This window comes from Amycolatopsis sp. lyj-108 (assembly GCF_046549005.1).
GTDB lineage: Bacteria > Actinomycetota > Actinomycetes > Mycobacteriales > Pseudonocardiaceae > Amycolatopsis.
Genome location: NZ_JAJPWQ010000013.1, coordinates 1 through 17,412 on the forward strand (window position 1 = coordinate 1; position 17,412 = coordinate 17,412).

General features: G+C 69.1%; 13 protein-coding genes and 1 pseudogene. 6 read left to right on the plus strand and 8 right to left on the minus strand.

Annotation, left to right across the window (positions count from 1 at the left end; translation table 11 throughout):
• Nucleotides 1-395 (plus strand): annotated as a pseudogene (locus ACLJO0_RS35725) (HNH endonuclease); the annotation flags it as partial.
• 114 nt (nucleotides 396-509) lie between these two features.
• Here ACLJO0_RS35725 and ACLJO0_RS35730 read toward each other — a convergent pair.
• On the minus strand, nucleotides 510-1,784 hold the full coding sequence (locus ACLJO0_RS35730; protein ID WP_410583537.1) for an MFS transporter: 1,275 nt from the start codon (nucleotides 1,782-1,784) through the stop codon (nucleotides 510-512).
• Nucleotides 1,784-3,166: a M20 family metallopeptidase gene (locus ACLJO0_RS35735; protein ID WP_410583539.1), complete on the minus strand. Its 1,383-nt coding sequence runs from the start codon at nucleotides 3,164-3,166 to the stop codon at nucleotides 1,784-1,786. Before ACLJO0_RS35735 ends, ACLJO0_RS35730 begins: the two co-directional genes overlap by 1 nt.
• Nucleotides 3,167-3,286: 120 nt before the next feature.
• Between ACLJO0_RS35735 and ACLJO0_RS35740 the strand changes: the two genes are divergently transcribed.
• Complete coding sequence (locus ACLJO0_RS35740; protein WP_410583540.1) at nucleotides 3,287-4,210, plus strand: LysR family transcriptional regulator; 924 nt, start codon at nucleotides 3,287-3,289, stop codon at nucleotides 4,208-4,210.
• On the opposite strand, the gene ACLJO0_RS35745 is transcribed toward ACLJO0_RS35740, so the two are convergent.
• Nucleotides 4,185-5,768: an FAD-binding oxidoreductase gene (locus ACLJO0_RS35745; protein ID WP_410583541.1), complete on the minus strand. Its 1,584-nt coding sequence runs from the start codon at nucleotides 5,766-5,768 to the stop codon at nucleotides 4,185-4,187. The genes ACLJO0_RS35740 and ACLJO0_RS35745 overlap by 26 nt on opposite strands.
• A gap of 429 nt (nucleotides 5,769-6,197) precedes the next feature.
• Between ACLJO0_RS35745 and ACLJO0_RS35750 the strand changes: the two genes are divergently transcribed.
• The gene (locus ACLJO0_RS35750) at nucleotides 6,198-8,627 is read left to right on the plus strand and encodes a LamG-like jellyroll fold domain-containing protein (protein ID WP_410584000.1); all 2,430 of its coding nucleotides are present in this window, start codon (nucleotides 6,198-6,200) and stop codon (nucleotides 8,625-8,627) included.
• Between the two features lie 22 nt (nucleotides 8,628-8,649).
• Here the strand turns inward: ACLJO0_RS35750 and ACLJO0_RS35755 are convergent, their stop codons facing one another.
• The 3 genes from ACLJO0_RS35755 to ACLJO0_RS35765 are packed head-to-tail and all read right to left on the minus strand — an operon-like array spanning nucleotide 8,650 to nucleotide 14,060.
• Nucleotides 8,650-10,305, minus strand: a complete 1,656-nt coding sequence (locus tag ACLJO0_RS35755; protein ID WP_410583543.1) for a DUF885 domain-containing protein — start codon at nucleotides 10,303-10,305, stop codon at nucleotides 8,650-8,652.
• A 49-nt stretch (nucleotides 10,306-10,354) separates the two neighbouring features.
• Nucleotides 10,355-11,056 carry a hypothetical protein gene (locus ACLJO0_RS35760; RefSeq protein WP_410583544.1) on the minus strand — a complete coding sequence of 234 codons (702 nt, stop codon included), beginning with the start codon at nucleotides 11,054-11,056 and terminating at the stop codon, nucleotides 10,355-10,357.
• Nucleotides 11,049-14,060, minus strand: coding sequence for a DEAD/DEAH box helicase (locus ACLJO0_RS35765; RefSeq protein WP_410583546.1), 3,012 nt, complete (start codon nucleotides 14,058-14,060; stop codon nucleotides 11,049-11,051). The genes ACLJO0_RS35760 and ACLJO0_RS35765 overlap by 8 nt, the downstream gene beginning before the upstream one ends.
• A gap of 85 nt (nucleotides 14,061-14,145) precedes the next feature.
• Here ACLJO0_RS35765 and ACLJO0_RS35770 point away from each other — a divergent pair, with 85 nt between their 5' ends.
• A complete protein-coding gene (locus ACLJO0_RS35770) occupies nucleotides 14,146-14,772 on the plus strand; it encodes a hypothetical protein (RefSeq protein ID WP_410583548.1) in 627 nt (208 codons plus the stop codon).
• A complete protein-coding gene (locus ACLJO0_RS35775; protein ID WP_410583549.1) occupies nucleotides 14,769-15,434 on the plus strand; it encodes a hypothetical protein in 666 nt (221 codons plus the stop codon). Before ACLJO0_RS35770 ends, ACLJO0_RS35775 begins: the two co-directional genes overlap by 4 nt.
• A gap of 1 nt (nucleotide 15,435) precedes the next feature.
• Here ACLJO0_RS35775 and ACLJO0_RS35780 read toward each other — a convergent pair whose 3' ends face one another.
• Nucleotides 15,436-15,864, minus strand: coding sequence for a MarR family winged helix-turn-helix transcriptional regulator (locus tag ACLJO0_RS35780; protein ID WP_410583551.1), 429 nt, complete (start codon nucleotides 15,862-15,864; stop codon nucleotides 15,436-15,438).
• A 70-nt stretch (nucleotides 15,865-15,934) separates the two neighbouring features.
• On the opposite strand from ACLJO0_RS35780, the gene ACLJO0_RS35785 reads away from it, so the two are divergent.
• The gene (locus ACLJO0_RS35785) at nucleotides 15,935-16,546 is read left to right on the plus strand and encodes a TIGR03086 family metal-binding protein (protein WP_410583552.1); all 612 of its coding nucleotides are present in this window, start codon (nucleotides 15,935-15,937) and stop codon (nucleotides 16,544-16,546) included.
• Here ACLJO0_RS35785 and ACLJO0_RS35790 read toward each other — a convergent pair.
• The gene (locus tag ACLJO0_RS35790; RefSeq protein ID WP_410583553.1) at nucleotides 16,525-17,400 is read right to left on the minus strand and encodes an alpha/beta fold hydrolase; all 876 of its coding nucleotides are present in this window, start codon (nucleotides 17,398-17,400) and stop codon (nucleotides 16,525-16,527) included. The genes ACLJO0_RS35785 and ACLJO0_RS35790 overlap by 22 nt on opposite strands.
• Nucleotides 17,401-17,412 lie beyond the last annotated feature (12 nt).

Genomic DNA, 17,412 nt, shown 5'->3' on the forward strand with positions numbered 1-17,412 from the left:
GAGTCACCCAGATCACCGCACGCCACGCCCGCATGCTCGCCTGCGACGCCAAGATCATCCCCGCCGTCCTCGGCACCGAGAGCGAACCCCTCGACATCGGCCGCGCCACCCGCAGCGTCACCCCCGCACAACGCCGGGCCTTGAACCTGCGCGACCACGGCTGCGCCTTCCCCGGCTGCCATCGACGGCCGAAACATTGCGAGGCCCACCATATTTTGCCGTGGGGCCAACTCGGCGACACCGACCTGAACAACCTCTGCCTGCTCTGCCGCTACCACCACATGGTCATCCACGGCCAATCCGGCTGGAAAGTCCGCATGACCAACGGACGCCCCGAATTCATCCCACCCCAATACCTCGACCCGCTACAGAAGCCCCGCCACAACCACCGCTGAACCCGAGGAGCCCGCCGACCACTTGGCGACGGGCCCCTCGGCATGCCTGGAGCACCGCGCGAAGCCAGGCCAAGCCAACGGTCTCGCTCCTCGGAACGACGCACCAACCTCCTCTCACCGAATCCCGCGCCGCCGATTCGCCGCGACCAGCGCGACAATACTGAGCGACGCGGTCGCCAAAAGGTAATAACCAGGCGAAACAGGTGATCCGGTGGCCGCGATCATCGCGGTCGCGATGGTCGGCGTGAACCCGCCGAAGACCCCGACGGTGGCGTTGTAGGCGAACGAAAGTCCCGTCGCCCGGGTGTGCGCCGGGAACACGTCCGCCATCACCGACGGAAGCGCGCCGAAGTAGGTGGCCTTCAGCAGTCCCAGGATCGTCATCGTGATCGTGAGGGTCAGGAACGACGGTGAGGTGGTGACCCACAGGTACAGCGGCACCACGCCTGCCCCGATCACCGCAGCGGCGCCGATCATGATCCTGATGCGGCCGTGCCGGTCGGTGAGCAGCCCGACGATCGGTGTCACGACGGTCAGGATGGCGGCGGTGATCATCAGGGCGACGAACGAAAGCGAGTCGTCCAGGCCGAGGTTCTTGATCGCGAACGTCGGCAGCGACTGAAGGATGAAGTTCAGCGAGGTCGAGACGACCAGCGCTCCACCGGCGATCAGCAGGCCGCCCCACTGGAAGCGGAACAGCGTCCGGACCGGCGTGGACTTCGGCTGATCCTCCTTCGCAGCCTCGGGTTCGTCGACGTGGCGCCGGATGTAGTAGCCGACCGGGCCGACGAGCAGCCCGAAGACGAACGGGACTCGCCAGCCCCAGGACGTCATCGCGTCGGCGCTGAGCGAAGCGGTCAGCCCGGCGGCGAACCCGGCTGACATCAATGTCGCGAAACCCTGGCTGGCGAACTGAAAACTGCCGAGGAAGCCCTTGCGGCGATCGTCCTGTTCGATCAGGAACGACGTGGCCGCCCCGAATTCCCCGCCCGCGGCGAAGCCCTGGATCAGCCGCGCGACGATCACGCCGACCGGCGCGAGGAAACCGATCGTGGCGTAGCTCGGCATCACCGCCAGCAGGAACGTCCCGGCGACCATCAGCCAGATGGTCAGCACCAGCGCCTTCTTGCGGCCGAACCGATCGGCGTAGGCGCCGAGCACGAGACCACCGAGCGGACGCACGAGGAACGTGATGCCGAAGACCGCGTATGCCTGCACGAGCTGGACGGCCGCGTTCCCGCCGGGGAAGAATGTCTTGCCGATATAGGCCGCCATGAGCGCGTACACGCCGAGGTCGAACCATTCGAGCGCGTTGCCGATGGTCGCGGCGGCGATCGCGCGCCGCGTGGACGACGGCGTGCGCGGCCTGGCCACCGTCCGCTCGCTCATCATGCCTCCCCGCCGCGCCGTCCGAGAGCGTGGAACAGTGCCGCGGCGAGGACGATTCCCTCGCGGGCGATCGGCGCGAGCAGGTGTTCGTCGGGCGCGTGCTGCAGGCATCCGGGATAGGAGTGCGGCAGCCACAGCGTCGGAAGGCCGAGGAGGTCGGTGAACACATGGTTCGGCAGTCCCCCGCCGAAGCTCGGCAGGATCGCCACGCTCTGATCGGAAACCTCGTCGAGGACGCTCTTCGCCCAGCCGACCCATGGGTCGTCGACCGGCGTGCGGCTGGCACGGAAACTCCCCTCGACGGTAACGTCGACCATGGAAAACCCTTGTGCAGCAAGGTGTTTCCTGATCGCCTCGCCCACTCCGTCGACATCGGTGCCCGCGACGTAGCGCAGTTGCAGCATCGCCCGTGCGCGGCCGGGGATGGCGTTGACCGGCCGGTCGATGTCCGCGGCGCCGAGCGAGAGGACTTCGAGGGTGTTCCAGCCGTACAGCCGCTCCGCCGCGGTCAGCCCGGTGTCGCCCCAGCCCACGTCCAGCGCCGGATCGCCCGGCTTGTTCCCGATCTCGAGTTCGGCGAGCGCCGCGCGGACGCTGTCCGGGAGTTCGGGCGGCAGAAGCTCCGGCACCTGGACGCGGCCGTGCCCGTCGACGAGACAGGCGATCGCCCCGGCGAGGGTGGTGGCGGGGTTACGCAGCACGCCACCCCAGTTCCCCGAGTGGTAAGCGTCAGGGCGGAGGTCGACGTCGAGGGCGATCCGGACACTGCCTCGCGCGCCGAGGAACAGCGTCGGCGTCTCCGCGTCCAGGCGGGGGCCATCCGACGCGATGAGGACCTCGGCGCTCAGTGCCTCCCGGTGCGCCGAGACGAACTCGTCGAGCCCCGGCGAGCCGATTTCCTCCCCTGTCTCGAACAGGAACTTGAGGTTGAATCCGAGCGAACCCGTCTCGGCGAGGAGCAGCCTGAGCGCGGTCAGATTGATCAGGTGCTGGCCCTTGTTGTCCGCCGAACCGCGGCCGTACCAGCGCTCGCCGTCGGCGGTCAGCGTCCACGGGTCCCGGCCACCGCTCCACCGGCCTTCGTGTCCGTCGACGACGTCCGCGTGGCCGTAACACAGGAGTGTCGGCAGCTCTGGCGACTCGATCCGGGTGCCGATCAGGAACGGGCCGCCGCCGGGATCCGGATTGGGATGGATCGCCACGGAACAGCCGAGCGCGGTGAGTGCCGGGGCCAGCACCTCGTCCAGGTATGCCTTGATGGCAACGCGACCGCTCGGATGATCACTCACGGTCGGATACCGGACGAGCTCGGCGAGTTCGGCGAAGAACGCTCCCGAGTCGACGTGCTCGTGGGCCTTCGCGACCAAGTCTGCAGGGATCACCGTGTTGTCTCCCGATTCGCTCGTCGAGTGTCGCAGAGGAGCGTAAGTCGGTTTGCGTATCGGGACCATTGCCGTTTACCGTGCTCCGCGTTCTCATTGCGGCAATCCTGCGGAGACCTGATGCGACTACTGCCGATCGCGTTGACGTACTTCCTCGAAGTCGCCCGCACCGGCTCGGTGTCCGAAGCGGCGACAGAACTGACGGTGGCGCCGTCGGCGATCAGCCGCCAGATCGCCAAACTCGAAGCGGGGCTCGGGGTGCCGTTGTTCGTCCGGCATCCGCGCGGCATGGTGCCGACCGGGGCCGGGACCCGGCTGCTCGACCACGTCCGGCGCAGCGAGGCCGAATCGGCCGTTCTCGTCGACGAGCTCCGCACCGGCCGCGGACTGCACGCCCGGTCCCTGACGGTCGCCTGTTCCGAGGGGTTCGCGCGCCGCGTGGTCCCGCAGGCGATCGCCGCCTTCCGGCGCGAGCACGACGTCACGTTCCACATCGACGTCGTCACCAGGGAGGAAGCGACTCGGCGTGTGCTCGAAGGCGCGGCAGACGTCGCCGTCACGTTCGCGACCGGACCACAGCACGGGGTACGTGTCGAGAGCGCGGTCGTCGTCCCGGTGTACGCGATCGTCCCGCTCGATCATCCGCTGACCAGCCGTGACTCCGTCGAACTCGCCGAACTGTGCCGTCATCCGCTCGCGCTCCCGGCGCCAGGGCAGAGTCTGCGCGACCTGTTCGACATCGCCGCCAGGATCGAGAATCTCGCCGCCCATCCGGTGCTGGAGTGCAACGAACTGAGCCCGAAGTACGAGTTCGTCCGGTGCGGCGGCGGGATCGCGCTCGTCGGCGGGCTGGGTGACATCGAGCAGGACGCGGCCACCGAAGGCGTCGCCTACGTGTTGCTCGACAACGCCGTGTTCCGCAAACGCGAAGCCCAGGTGCAGACCATGGCGGGACGGACCTTGTCCTTGGCGGCCTTGCGGTTCACGGCGCTGCTGACCTCGTTCGTCCGCCCGCCGGTCAGCGGAGCAGCACTCCCGGGTTGAGGATTCCGGCCGGGTCGAGCGCGGACTTGGCGGCGTCGAGCGCGGCGGCGAACGCGTCGGGGCGCTGCCGGTCGTACCAGGGTCGATGGTCGCGGCCGACGGCGTGATGGTGGGTGATCGTGCCGCCATGGGACGCGATCGCCTCGGAGACGGCGGCCTTGATCTCGTCCCACTGCTCGACCGTGCTCCCCCAGCGCCCGGCGGCATAGATCCCGTAGTAGGGCGCGGGACCGTCGGGGTAGACATGGGTGAAGCGGCAGGTGATGACACCGGCACCGCCGCACACCTCGTCGATCGCGGCGCGTGCGGCCGACGTGATCGCGTCGTGGAACTCCTCGAAGCCGTCCCAGGTGCACGCGGTCTCGAAGGTCTCCACGATGAGCGACCGGCGGGCCAGCGCGTCACGTTGATAGGGCATACGCAGGAACGACGATCGCCACGTCGATGCACTGTCCTGGCCGGAGGAATCCTTGCCGCGCCTGGTTTTCACGACTCCGCCGTGGCCCGCGGTCACTTCGAGCGCGCGGTCGAGCCAGGGGTCGACCGGATGATCGGCGGATTCGAACCCGATCAGCAGGAGGCCACCGCCCACACTCGCGCCCGCGTTGATGAAGGCCTCGGCCGGGTCGAGGAGACGGCAGTTCGACGGGTGGAGCCCGGACTGCGCGATCGCGCGGGTGGCGGCGACCGCGTCTTCCTGCCGCTCGAACGCGACCGACGCGGTCACCTGCCAGACCGGGCGGTCCTGCAGACGCATCCACGCTTCGGTGATCACGCCGAGCGTGCCCTCGGAGCCGAGGAACATCCGATCCGGTGAGGGGCCCGCACCCGAGCCCGGCAGGCGCCGCGATTCGCTGATCCCGGCCGGGGTGACGACACGCAGCGACTCGGTGAGATCGTCGATATGCGTGGCGAGAGTGGCGAAATGCCCGCCCGCGCGGGTGGCGAGCCAGCCGCCGAGCGTCGAATGGGCGAACGACTGCGGGAAATGCCGCAGGGTCAGCCCCAGCGGGCGAAGGCGGTCTTCCAGCGCCGGCCCGAAGATCCCGGCCTGGATCCGGGCCGCGCGGCTGACCGTGTCCACTTCGAGCACGTCACCGAGGCCCGCGAGATCCATCGAGATCGCCGGCCCGTCGAACCTCGGTTCGACCCCGCCGACCACGGAACTGCCGCCACCGTACGGAATCAGCGGAGTGCCGGAGGTCGTGCACCAGTCGAGGAGGTCGACGACGTCCTGCTCGGTACGCGGGCGGGCGACCAGGTCCGGCAAGTGGTCGGGCCGTCCGAGCAGGTTGCGGACGACATCGCGGAACGCCTTGCCCCTGGCGTGGGACAACCGGTCGACAGGAAGGTCGCTGCACAACGAGGCGAGCGCCGCGGGCGGACGGATCCGCGATACCGGGACGTCGAGCCCCGCGGGGTCCGGCGGGGCGTGGTCGGTGAAGTCGTGAGCGGGCAGCACCCCCGAGGTGCGGGCGACCAGCGCGTCGGACTCTTCCCTGGACAGTGCGCCGGCGGTAGTGCCCCAGCCCCACCAGGAACGCTCCTCGGTCGGCATCGATGCCTCCGTTCGATCTGACTCGCCAGTAAGTTACCTATCGGTCAATTATTGTGTCAACGCATCGGCCGAGCCGGAGGTGAAGGGGCCTTTCCTCGCATCGGATGCGAGGAAAGGGCCCTTCACCTCGCCCGCCAGCCCTCCACCCAGGACCGATTCGAGGCCTTCGACGCTTTACAACGTTGTATCAACGATGTAAAAACATCCTGACGGCCTACCGTGGCCCGGCTCACACCGGTTCCCCGGCCCACGGCGTCGTGGTTTCACGCCTGCACAAGTCCAGTGGGCGGCGCACCTCCGCCGAGGCGGCCGCCCCCGGAGAAGGGTGTCGAGCAGATGTTGTCAACGTTGTCACCTCACCGCTCCCGAAAGCCGAGACGCTTCCGGAAATCACTGGCCACCGCGGTCGCGGTGGTCTCCGCCCTGGCGATGACGTCGGGAGCCGCGACGGCCGCGGAGAGCGGCTGGAAGATGGGCAAGCCGCGCCTGACCACGCCGTGGACGAACCAGGTGTCGCCCTCGAACGCGTTGCCCGAGTACCCGCGGCCGCAGCTGGTGCGCGAGAACTGGCAGAACCTCAACGGGGTCTGGGAGTTCGCCGGTGCCGGCCCCGGCGAGGTCCCGCCCTTCGGCGAGAAGCTCGCCGAGAAGATCCTGGTCCCCTACCCTGCCGAATCGGCGCTTTCCGGGATCCAGCGGCATGAGGACTTCATGTGGTACCGACGCACGTTCACCGTGCCCAGGAACTGGAACGTCGGCAGGGACAACACCCTCCGGATCAACTTCGGCGCCGTCGACTACAAGGCGAAGGTCTACGTCAACGGCAAGGAGGTGGCCGCGCATCAGGGCGGCTACGGCGCGTTCTCCGCGGACGTGACCTCGGCGCTGAAACCCAAGGGAGAGCAGGAGATCATCGTCGGCGTCGAGGATCGCGCCGACGCGACCTGGCAGCCCGTCGGCAAGCAGCGGCTGGTCCCCGACCGCGGGATCTTCTACGAAGGCGCTTCGGGCATCTGGCAGACGGTGTGGATGGAACCGGTCGCGGCGAAGCACATCGGCACGCTCGGCATGGTCCCCGATCTCAAGTCCTCCACGCTGAAGCTCACCGTCGACACCGGCGGCGACTCCGGGCTGACCGTCGAGGCCGTGGTCCGCGACGGCAGGAAGGTGATCAGCCGCAGCAAGGCGTCCGCTGCCGGGACGATCTCCCTGCCGGTACCCAAGGCGAAACTCTGGTCGCCGGATTCGCCGTTCCTCTACGACCTGGACGTCGAACTGAAGGACGGCCGCCGCACCGTGGACAAGGTTTCGTCCTACTTCGGCATGCGTGAATTCGGCACCGCGAAGGGCGCCGACGGCAAACTCCGCTTCACCCTCAACGGCAAGATCCTCTTCCTGCAGTCCACTTTGGACCAGGGGTACTGGCCGGACGGCATCTACACCGCGCCGACCGACCAGGCGCTGCGCTTCGACCTCGAACAGCACAAGGTCCTCGGCTTCAACACGGTCCGCAAGCACATCAAGACCGAACCCGACCGCTGGTACCACCACGCCGACAAGCTCGGCCTGCTGGTCTGGCAGGACATGCCGTCGATGCGCACCGGCGGGCGTCCGCCGGCCGACGCCCAGCGGCAGTTCCAGGTCGAACTGACGGAACTGGTGGAGCAGAAGAAGAACTGGACCTCGATCGTCGGCTACGTGCCGTTCAACGAGGGCTGGGGCGAATGGTCGCGCGAGACCACCGGCAAGATCGCCGACGATGTCAAGGCCCAGGATCCGACCCGGCTGGTCAACGCGCACAGCGGCGTCAACTGCTGCGATTCCCTCGGCGACTCCGGCAAGGGTGACGTCATCGACTGGCACGCCTACCCTGGCCCCGCGAAACCGATGCCCGACGGCAAGCGGATCTCGATCGACGGCGAACACGGCGGCTACGGCCTCGAAGTCGAGGACCACATGTGGTTCGGCGAAGGCCACGCCTACGAGATGGTGAAGGACCAGGCGACGCTGAACAGCCGCTACGTCCAGAACCAGCGCGACGTACTCGCGTCGGCGCAGAGCTGTGGCATCAGCGGCTCGATCTACACGCAGATCACCGATGTCGAGCACGAGGTCAACGGTTTCTTCACCTACGACAGGCAGGTGAAGAAGATGGACTTCGCGCAGGTGCGTGCCGTGAACCAGGCGATCATCTCGGGCGCCGACGGTAGCGGTTCCGGCGCACCCGACCCGGGTCCCGGCACTCCGGGGCTCGCCGGTGTGCACGCCTACAAGTTCAACGAGGGCACCGGATCCAGCGCGGCGGACTCGGTCGGCACCGCGCACGCCACGCTGACCAACACGCAGTGGGCAGGCGGTGTCGAAGGCGGCGCGCTGGCCTTCGCGGGCAACGGCCAGGCCGACACGGGGGCGAACCTCGTCAACACGGCGAGCAGCTACTCGGTCTCGGCGTGGGCGAAGCTGGATGAGGCGAGCGGCGCTTTCCAGACCGTCGTCAGCCAGGACACCGGCCGCGACAGCGCGTTCTTCCTGCAGTACTCCGGGCAGGATCAGCGGTGGGCGATGAGCTTCGTCGGCCTTCGCGCCTTGTCACCGGAGAAGCCGGAAGTCGGCCGCTGGTACCACTTGACCGGGGTTCGCGACGCCAAGGCAGGCACATTGTCGCTGTACGTCGACGGCCAGAAGGTCGCCTCGCAGAACGCCTGCTCCGCCGCACCGAGCACCGGGCACACCGTGATCGGCCGCGGCCAGTACGGCGGTCAGCAGGTCGACTTCCTGCGTGGCGCGGTGGACGACGTCCGGCTGTACGACCGGCCGCTGTCCGACGCCGAAGTCGCGACGCTCGCGAAGCGCGGCTGAGCTCGCTCGCGCGGCGCCGGGGTCACTCCCGGCGCCGCGTGCCCGCCACCCACTCCCGCACGATGTCGCCGAGCACGGGCAACGGCACCTGCCCTTGCCTCAGCACGACGTCGTGGAAATCGCGGATGTCGAAGTCCTCGCCCAGCCGCTCCTCGGCGAAGGCGCGCAGCCGCTGGATCTCCAGCCTGCCCGTCATGTACGACAACGCCTGACCGGGCCATTCGATGTACCGGTCGGTCTCGGACTGCACTTCGACGTCGCTCAGCACGCAGTGCTCGGCGAGGTAGTCCACGCACTGCTGCCGGGTCCAGCCCAGCGCGTGCAGCCCGGTGTCGACGACGAGCCGCGCCGCGCGCAGGGAGTCTTCGGCGACCATGCCCAGGCGCATCACGTCATCGGAGTACAACCCCATCTCGTCGGCGAGCCGTTCGGTGTAGAGCGCCCAGCCCTCGTCGAATGCCGAAAGCGGGACGAGTTTGCGCAGCCGAGGCACTCCGTCGAGCTCGTAGGACACACAAGCCTGGAAGTGGTGTCCGGGAACGGCTTCGTGGAAGGCGACCGATTCGGCGATGAACCGGAACCGCTCGGTCACCCGGTAGGCGTTGGTGGAGTAGACGCCAGGGCGGCTGCCGTCGGCCGACGGCGGCATGTAGTACGCCTGCGCGGCGGACGGCCCGTCCGCTTCCGGTACCGCGCGCACGACGCATTCGGCGGACGGCACCCGGCGGAACCAGGCGGGCGCGGCGGCCGTGGCCCGCGCGACCGCTTCCGTCGCGGTCGTGATCATCTCGTCCGCGTCACGCCAGCACAGGGAGGGATCGGTGCGCAGCCGACGCCGGACCTCGACGGGGTCGTCCTCGCCGAACACCGCCGAGCCCAGCCGCCGGTACTCGTCGTCCAGCGCCCGGCCGATTTCGAGGCCCGTCTCGTGCAGTTCCTCCGGCGAGATCCCGGTGGTGGTGTGTGTTCTGACCAGGCCCGCGTAGCTCTCCTTGCCGCCTTCCAGCCAGCAGAGGCCCGGCCGGTCGTCGGGGCGGCCGCGGCCGGCGATCTCGCTCGCGAGAGTGTCGCGATAGGTGACGAGCGCCGGGCGCACCTTCTCGGTGAACAGCCGTTCCCTGCGCGACACCCGGTCACCGGTCAGCGGTGGGACGAGTAGCGAATTGGGCTCGGCGGCCAAGAATCGGTCGACGTGGTCGATGGCGCCGTGCACCGCGCGATCCACCGGCGTCCGGCCCGCCGCGACCCCGGCACGGTGGCGATCGGCCAACGCCGCGAAGAACTCCGGGAAGGCGGCCAGCCTGGCCAGGTAGTCCTCCTCGGCCTGCTCTCCCGAAGGCTCGAGTTGCGGAAGCCAGGACAGCACGCCCGTTCCCTCGGCCGCCATCTGATCGGCGATGGTGAACTCGATCTTCCGCGAGTCCAGCCGGGAAAGGAGCGATTCCGCGTGGTGGGTGACGACGCCGAGCGTGATCCGGTCCGGATCCGTGGACCGCGCGGCGTGCCCGGCGATCCGGACGGCCCGTTCCCGCAGCCGGGCGTCACCGGCCTCGGAGACGTCCCGCAACTCGTGATCGTGTCCGGGGATGTTGTCGAAGGTCGCCATCAACGGCATCTCGGTCGCGAGTACGTCGAGGAGTTCGTCGGCCAGCTCCGCCGCTGTCGGCTGATCGCTCATATTCGATGACTACCAGACGGGACCCGCTCCTCGCTGGCGGTTTTTTCGTTCATTCCGGGCCGGTGAGCGACCGGTAGAGCGGCCGCAGCAGGGCGGTGACCGAGGTTCCGTCCACGGTGGCCTTGAGCGGCGGGACCTCGTCGAGCAGTCCCAGCGGGTCTCCTGCCGCCGGTCGGCGCTTGTTCGTGACGTCGCCGGCCGGGCCCCAGCCGAAGAAGTCGTCCATCACCTCGTCGAGGCCGGGCGTCTCGTCGTCCGCCGACGGAGCCGTCACGCGAGCGCCCGCCTGCCGTCCGATCTCTTCGAGCAGCGTCGCGCGGTCGCGGCCGCGGAGGGCGAAGATCGCGAACGGGTCCGCCTCTTCTTCGAGCGCGATGAGCCCCGCGACGAGGTGATCGCACGGGACGCGGGTACCGGGACAGGTGCAGTCCAGCGACAGTTCCCACGCCGCCTCGGGGAACAGCGGCACCTGTTCCGCGGCGAAGAAGCGATCGATGTCGTCCGGGATCCGGCCGTCGAGCAGGGCCGTCCTCGTGACCTCGTCCGCGGCCACGGCGGCGATGACCGCCGTCCACACCTGTTTGCCGAAGGTCGGCAGACCGACACGGACCTCGTAGAACCGCTGCCGCGTCACCCGGACCTGGGCGACGGCGGCGCCGGGCCCGACCGTGAGCGTGTCGACCCGACAGGGCGGCACAAGTCCTTTGTGGACACCCAGTTCGTCCAGTGCCCGCCGGAATCCCTCAGTCATCGGCCGCCTCCCGGCCCAGTGCGAAGACCTCGCGCAGCGAATCGGCGGACAGTTCCGTGAGCCAGTCCTCCCCGTCGGTGACGACGAGACCGGCCAGCGCTTCCTTCTTGGTGATGACGGCGTCGATCCGCTCCTCGATGGTGCCGGGGCAGACGAACTTCCGTACCTGGACGCTGCGCCGCTGACCGATGCGGAAGGCACGGTCGGTGGCCTGCTCCTCCACCGCCGGATTCCACCACCGGTCGAGATGCAGGACGTGGGTGGCGGCGGTGAGCGTCAGACCTGCTCCCCCGGTCTTCAAAGACGCGAGCAGGATCGACGGCCCCTCGCCCGACTGGAAGTGCTCGACGATCGAGTCGCGGCGCCGCTGCGACAACCCGCCGTGCAGGAAGGCGATCTTCACGTTCAGCCTGTTCGAAAGATGCGGCACGAGCAGATGTCCGAACTCGGCGAACTGGGTGAAGCACAACGCGCGATCGCCGGAGTCCAAGATCTCCGCCAGGAGTTCTTCGAGCCGGTTGACCTTGCCGGAGCGGTGCCCGATCGGCGAACCGTCGTGCAGCAGATGCGCGGGGTGGTTGCAGATCTGCTTGAGCTTGGTGATCGCGGCGAGGATGTTGCCGCGCCGTTTGACCCCGGCGCTGTCAGCGATCCTGGTCATCATCTCGTCCACGGTCGCGCGGTACAGCGTCACCTGTTCGCGGGTGAGGCGGTATTCCTGGAGGATCTCGATCTTCTCGGGCAGGTCGGCGAGCACGGTGGGATCGGTTTTGAGGCGCCGCAACAGGAACGGCCGGGTCAGCCGGCGCAGCTCGGTGGCCGCGGAAAGGTCGCCCCGGCGTTCGATGGGCACCTCGAACCGCTCGCGGAACTCCTGCCTGCCACCGAGGACGCCGGGGTTGAGCAGATCCGAAAGCGACCACAGGTCGGCGAGCCGGTTCTCCACCGGCGTCCCGGTCAGCGCGATCCGGTGCCCGGCGGGAATCCGGCGCAGGGCCTGCGCGGGTCCGGTGTTCTGGTTCTTGACCGCCTGCGCCTCGTCGAGCACGAGCCGGTGCCACCGGATGCCCGCGAGTTCGTCGGCGTCGCGGGCGGCGGTCGAGTACGTGGTGACGACGAGGTCCGCCGCGCCGGCGCGCGCCGTCAACCGCGCGCCGTGCTCGCGATCGGCACCGTGATGGAGGTGGACACGCAGCTCCGGCGCGAACTTGGCCGTTTCCCGTTGCCACGTCCCGAGCAGCGACATCGGGCAGACGAGCAGCGTCGGCGCCCTGTCGTCCTGTGCCCGCTCGATCGCTTCGAGCGCGAGCAGCTGGACGGTCTTGCCGAGCCCCATGTCGTCGGCGAGGCAGGCCCCGAGCCCGATCGACGTCATGAACGAAAGCCAGGCGACGCCGCGGCTCTGGTAAGGCCGCAGGGTCGCCAGGAACGTGGGCGGCGGCTCGGCCGGTTCGATGGTGCGCTGGACTCGGCCGGCGAGGAAGTCGTCGATCCAGCCGTCGGTCGTGACCTCGGTGACCGGGAGCGGCGTGTCGTCGAAGCCGTGGAGCAGGGCCAGCAGTTCCGCCGGTGTGGGCAGCGGCGGTTTCTCGCGATCCGGCTCGCGACGGAGGTACTCGAGACCGGCGCGAAGCAGCTCGGGGTCCACACTCACCCACCGGCCGCGCAGCCGCACCAGCGACGACTTCGCGGCGGCGAGCCCGGCGAGTTCCTCGTCGGTCAGCGCGTCCTCCCCGACGGCGAGCGCCCAGCGGTAGGAGGCGAGCTGGTGGCGGCCGAGCCGGTGCACCGCGGCCTGGTCGACGGGCGCGCCGCGGACGGACAGCTTGAGCGCGAGTTTCCGCCTGCCGCCCCAGCTCGCCGGGAGCTGGACGTCGAACCCGGCCGCGACCAGGTGCTCCGCGCCGCCGTCGAGGAACTCCACGGTTTCGGCCACGGTGAGGTCGTAGATGCCCGGCTTCTCGGCTTCGACCGCGGGGCGGAGCAGCGGCAGCACCTCGGCGGCCCGCTCCAACTCGGCGGCGAAGAGGCCTTCGGGGTCGGTGAACTTGGCGCCCGCCTTACCGGACCAGACGTCCTCGGACGGGAGCAGAAGACTGGGGTCGGCCGCGGAACGCAGGAAGAAGCGCAGCTGCCACTTGGTCCCGTCGCCGGTCTGGTCGTCCGGATCGTCGGCCGGGCCGTGCAGCGTGGGAACCTCGTCGAGACGGAAGCAGACGGTGCCCTCGGTGAGGTCGGTGTCGCCGACGGCGTCCCAGGCTGCGATGCCTTCGGCGACGATCCCCATCCGTCCCGGCGACTGGCCGATCCGGTCATCGGCGCTCTTCAGCGCGTGGAGCCACGACCCGAACGGGCCTTCGCGCCCGTCACTTTCCGTGGCGTGTCCGGCGGCGGCCAGCCGGTCTCGGACCGCGGCGTCGACCAGGGTGCGGAGCGCGTCGGTGACGAGCGCCGCCGGATCCGGTCCGGGGTGTTCGGCCCGGCCGACCGGCGGGGTGGCCGCGATCAGCGCCCGGACCGCGACCGCGTCGCCGCCGCGGGCCACCGGCCGCCAGCGCGCCCGCGCCACGATCTCGTTCCGCACGAGCGTGGGAAGCACCCGGCCGCGGCGCACCAGGTCGTCCGCCAGCCGCACGACGGCGCGAAGATGGCGGACGGAGGTGCCGTAGCTGACCGTGTCGGCCAGGTCGCCCAGCTCGGACGGGTCGATCAGGAGCGCCGGCACCGACCAGGGTTCCAGCGTCAGTTCCTGCTGCGGACGACCCCGAACGCCCAGTTCGGGCGAGGCGACCGGCCCGCCGCGCCGTGACGGCAGCAGCAGGACGGCCGACGCCGGCTTGCCGGGATGCAGGGCCGTCAGATCCGCGACCGACGCGGCGAACGGATGCGGCCGGGCCGCGCTCGACGGCCGCATCGACGTCGTCGCCGGGCGGTCGCCGTGTTCGCCCCAAAGCAGGATCCCGCGGCCAGGGGACCACAGGCCGTGCACGACGAGTGGCGACATGATCCCCCCTTCCGCGGTCTGGTCCTTCCAGCATGCCCGGGACCGATCAGCGTCCGGTCAGCGCGTCGCCGATAGGATCCCGTCGATGGAGGCGACCGGTGTTCTCGACGCGATCGATCCGCGCGAGGCGCTGACCGTTCTCGGCCCTTCCAAGGCCAAGAACCGAGGCGGTGACCTGCCCGAGTCCAGCACTGCCTGGCCGGAGGCGATGCTTCGCGCGCGGGCCGATGTCCTGGCGAGGTCCAAGGTCGACGACGGCGGGTTGCGGCCCGCGTGGCTGCGCTACAACGGGAACTTCTACCGGAACGTCGGCGGCGCCTTGGCCGAGGCCGCCGCGTCAGGGCGGACACTGATCCTCAGCGGCGGCTACGGACTCCTGCGCGCCCACGAGCCGATCTCCTACTACGACCGGAAACTCAAGCTCGGCGACTGGCCGCCGGGTGTGCTCGAAGACGCCGTCCTCGGCGAGGCACGCCGGATCGGGGCGGCGAAGGTGGTCACATTCGTGTCCGCCAGCGCCGACTACGCGAAGCTGATCCGGCGGATCCCTTGGGGTTCCACAGAAATCGGCGGCGTTCTGGTGACCGTCGACTTCCACGGAGGCGGCGCGCAGGTCGAGGTGCCACGGCGGCTGGCGCAGGCTTTCGGCGCATGGTGGCGCCGGTCGCCGTCGGACTATCCGGCGGGCATGGTCGTGGAGGAGCTGGCATGAGGGATACGGATCTCGCCGAGTTCTACACCCTGCTCGGCAAACTGGGACCTCCTCGACTACTGAGCGAGGCGACCGGCCGGGACGACTGGCCGAGTCACGGCGTCTACTTCTTCTTCGAGGACGGCGAGCTGCGCACCGACGGAACGCCGCGGGTGGTACGCGTCGGGACCCACGGCCTGGGCAGCAGCGGCCGGACGAAGCTGTGGCAACGCCTGGCCCAGCATCGCGGCACGCTCAAAGGCAGCGGGAACCATCGCGCCTCGATCTTTCGCCGTCACGTCGGGACGGCGTTGATCAAGCGCGACCGGGGGTCCGGCGATCTGCTCGCGGCGTGGACCAGTAAGCGCCGCCTGCCCGAGTGGGCCGCGGCCGAGGCCGAGATCGAGCGACAGGTGAGCGAGCACATCGGCCGGATGCCGTTCCTCTGTCTGGCGGTGCCCACCGACTCTGACGGCACCAGTCTGCGTGGCGACATCGAACGGAACAGCATCGCGTTGCTCTCGAACCGGCGTGACGCACCCGATCGCCCGAGCGCGGGATGGCTCGGCCATCACGCGGTGCACGAGAAAGTCCGCGAATCGGGACTGTGGAACGTCAACCACATCGACGAGGATTACCAGCCGGAGTTCCTGGCGTCGTTCCGAGCGCTGACAAGCCGCTGACTCACGGCCACCGCGTCTCGGACAGCACACGCGCGGCGCGAAGGAAGGCTTCGCGATCGGCAGCGGAAAGCTGTCCGAGCAGCCGCTCCTCCTGCGCCTGGATCTTCGACTGGGCCGACCTTCGCGCGGCGCGGCCGGCTTCGGTGATCCCCAGCAGCCGGACCCGGCGGTCTTTCGGATCCGGCTCGCGGGTGATCAGCCCGTCCTCCTGGAGTTTGTCGAGGGTGCCGATGATCCGGGTCTTGTCCGCGCCGACCGCCTTCGCGAGGGCGGCCTGCGTGCGGACAGGCCCGTCGTCGAGCGCGCTCAGCACCACGTAGCCCCACATGGTCAACCCGTGCTCGGCCAGCACCGGCGTCTCGGCGTTCATCAGCCGTCGCATCAGCCCGCCGAGCATCGCCGCGAGATCCGGCCTCCCCTGCTCCGCCATGCGCAGACCATACCGACCTGGTTCGCGAAACCGGTTGACGAACTCGTACGCATATGTAGATGATATGCGCATGCCTATCGATGAACTCCGCATCCTCGACGCCATCGTGACCCGGGCCAGCCTGGATCTGGTCACCAAGATCACGCCCGCCGACCTGACCAAGCCGACGCCGTGCAGCGCCTGGACCCTGCACGGCCTGCTGGCGCACATGGCCACCCAGCACCACGGCTTCGCCGCCGCGGCCGACGGCGAGACCGACCTCGGCCACTGGCGCCTGCTCCCGCTGGGCGACGACCCCGTCGAGACCTACCGCGCCTCGGTCAAGCGAGTGCTGAACGCCTTCGTCCCCTACGACCTCGCCGACCGGAAGTTCGCTCTCCCCGAGTTCTCCACCGAAATCACCTTCACCGCGGAGCAGGCACTGGGCTTCCATTTCGTCGACTACCTGGTGCACTCCTGGGACGTGGCCAAAACCCTCGGCCTGCCGCTCGAGTTCCAGCGAGAGGTGCTCGACGCCGGCCTGCGGTTCGCCGAGTCGATTCCGGACGGGAAGAACCGGAAAGCACCGGGCGCCGCCTTCGCCCCGGCCGTCGCCGAGAAGGGGCCGTCCGACCTGGACACGATCGTCGCCTTGCTCGGCCGTTCGCCGTCGTGGTCGCGTCACGAAGCCGTACTGGCGTGATGCGCGGCCTCGAGAATCCGTGCGGTGACGAGCTCCGGTTTCTCCAGAGACAACCCATGAGTGGTCTTGGGCACGACCTCGACATCGATGTGCGGATTCAGTGCTCCGAGCCGGGCCTCCACTTCGCGAGCGCGGTGGATGACGCTGCGTTCGGCGACCACGATCCGGGTGGGCACGTCGATCGCGGACAACTCGTCGTCGCTGAACAGGTGCATTTCAGGAAGGCGCTGTTTGTATTTGAGGGCACCGAAAAGCAGAGGTCGTACGATGTGCCGGACCTCGGGATCCCCGGACGACACCAGCCGGAGCAGCCATTTCGGCAAGAACCAGCGGAAGATCTCACGGAAGCTCCACCAGATGAAGCTCCGGCCGATCGCACCGAACCCCGCGGCTTCGAAGGTGACGACCCCGGCGATCCGGTCGGTGGCCCGGGTAGCGAGGTTCAAGGCGAGCCAGCCGCCTCGTGAAACACCGGCAAGATAGACCTTTTCGTGGCCGGTCCCCGCGAGCACCCCGTCGACGACCTCGGCGAGCCAATCCGCACAGTCCTCTGTGGACTCGATGGGCGCGGTCTGGATCGATCGCCCCGGTTCGCCGATCGTGTCGACGGCGTGGATCCGGTGCCGGACGGCGAGTTCCGCGATATGCGGGTACCAGGACAGTGACGTTCCCATCCCGCCGGAGAGCAGCACGATCGGCGGACCGTCTTGGGGGCCACAACGCCGGACACGGGTCGGGCCGAAGCTCGTCCTGATGTCCAGTTCCTCGGCGGGAACCGGCCATTTCCGCAGGATCGCGTCGTAGACGCCGAAGAACCGCTCTTCCGCTTTCTTGTCGATGAACTCCCCCAGCATGGGACCCCCTCA

Coding starts and splice junctions, on each gene's coding strand:
- ACLJO0_RS35780 (WP_410583551.1), bottom strand. CDS start 15,864: ATGGCGGAGCAGGGGAGGCCGGATCTCGCGGCGATGCTCGGCGGGCTG.
- ACLJO0_RS35755 (WP_410583543.1), bottom strand. CDS start 10,305: ATGAGCGATCAGCCGACAGCGGCGGAGCTGGCCGACGAACTCCTCGAC.
- ACLJO0_RS35770 (WP_410583548.1), top strand. CDS start 14,146: ATGGAGGCGACCGGTGTTCTCGACGCGATCGATCCGCGCGAGGCGCTG.
- ACLJO0_RS35765 (WP_410583546.1), bottom strand. CDS start 14,060: ATGTCGCCACTCGTCGTGCACGGCCTGTGGTCCCCTGGCCGCGGGATC.
- ACLJO0_RS35790 (WP_410583553.1), bottom strand. CDS start 17,400: ATGCTGGGGGAGTTCATCGACAAGAAAGCGGAAGAGCGGTTCTTCGGC.
- ACLJO0_RS35760 (WP_410583544.1), bottom strand. CDS start 11,056: ATGACTGAGGGATTCCGGCGGGCACTGGACGAACTGGGTGTCCACAAA.
- ACLJO0_RS35745 (WP_410583541.1), bottom strand. CDS start 5,768: ATGCCGACCGAGGAGCGTTCCTGGTGGGGCTGGGGCACTACCGCCGGC.
- ACLJO0_RS35730 (WP_410583537.1), bottom strand. CDS start 1,784: ATGAGCGAGCGGACGGTGGCCAGGCCGCGCACGCCGTCGTCCACGCGG.
- ACLJO0_RS35775 (WP_410583549.1), top strand. CDS start 14,769: ATGAGGGATACGGATCTCGCCGAGTTCTACACCCTGCTCGGCAAACTG.
- ACLJO0_RS35785 (WP_410583552.1), top strand. CDS start 15,935: ATGCCTATCGATGAACTCCGCATCCTCGACGCCATCGTGACCCGGGCC.
- ACLJO0_RS35740 (WP_410583540.1), top strand. CDS start 3,287: ATGCGACTACTGCCGATCGCGTTGACGTACTTCCTCGAAGTCGCCCGC.
- ACLJO0_RS35750 (WP_410584000.1), top strand. CDS start 6,198: ATGACGTCGGGAGCCGCGACGGCCGCGGAGAGCGGCTGGAAGATGGGC.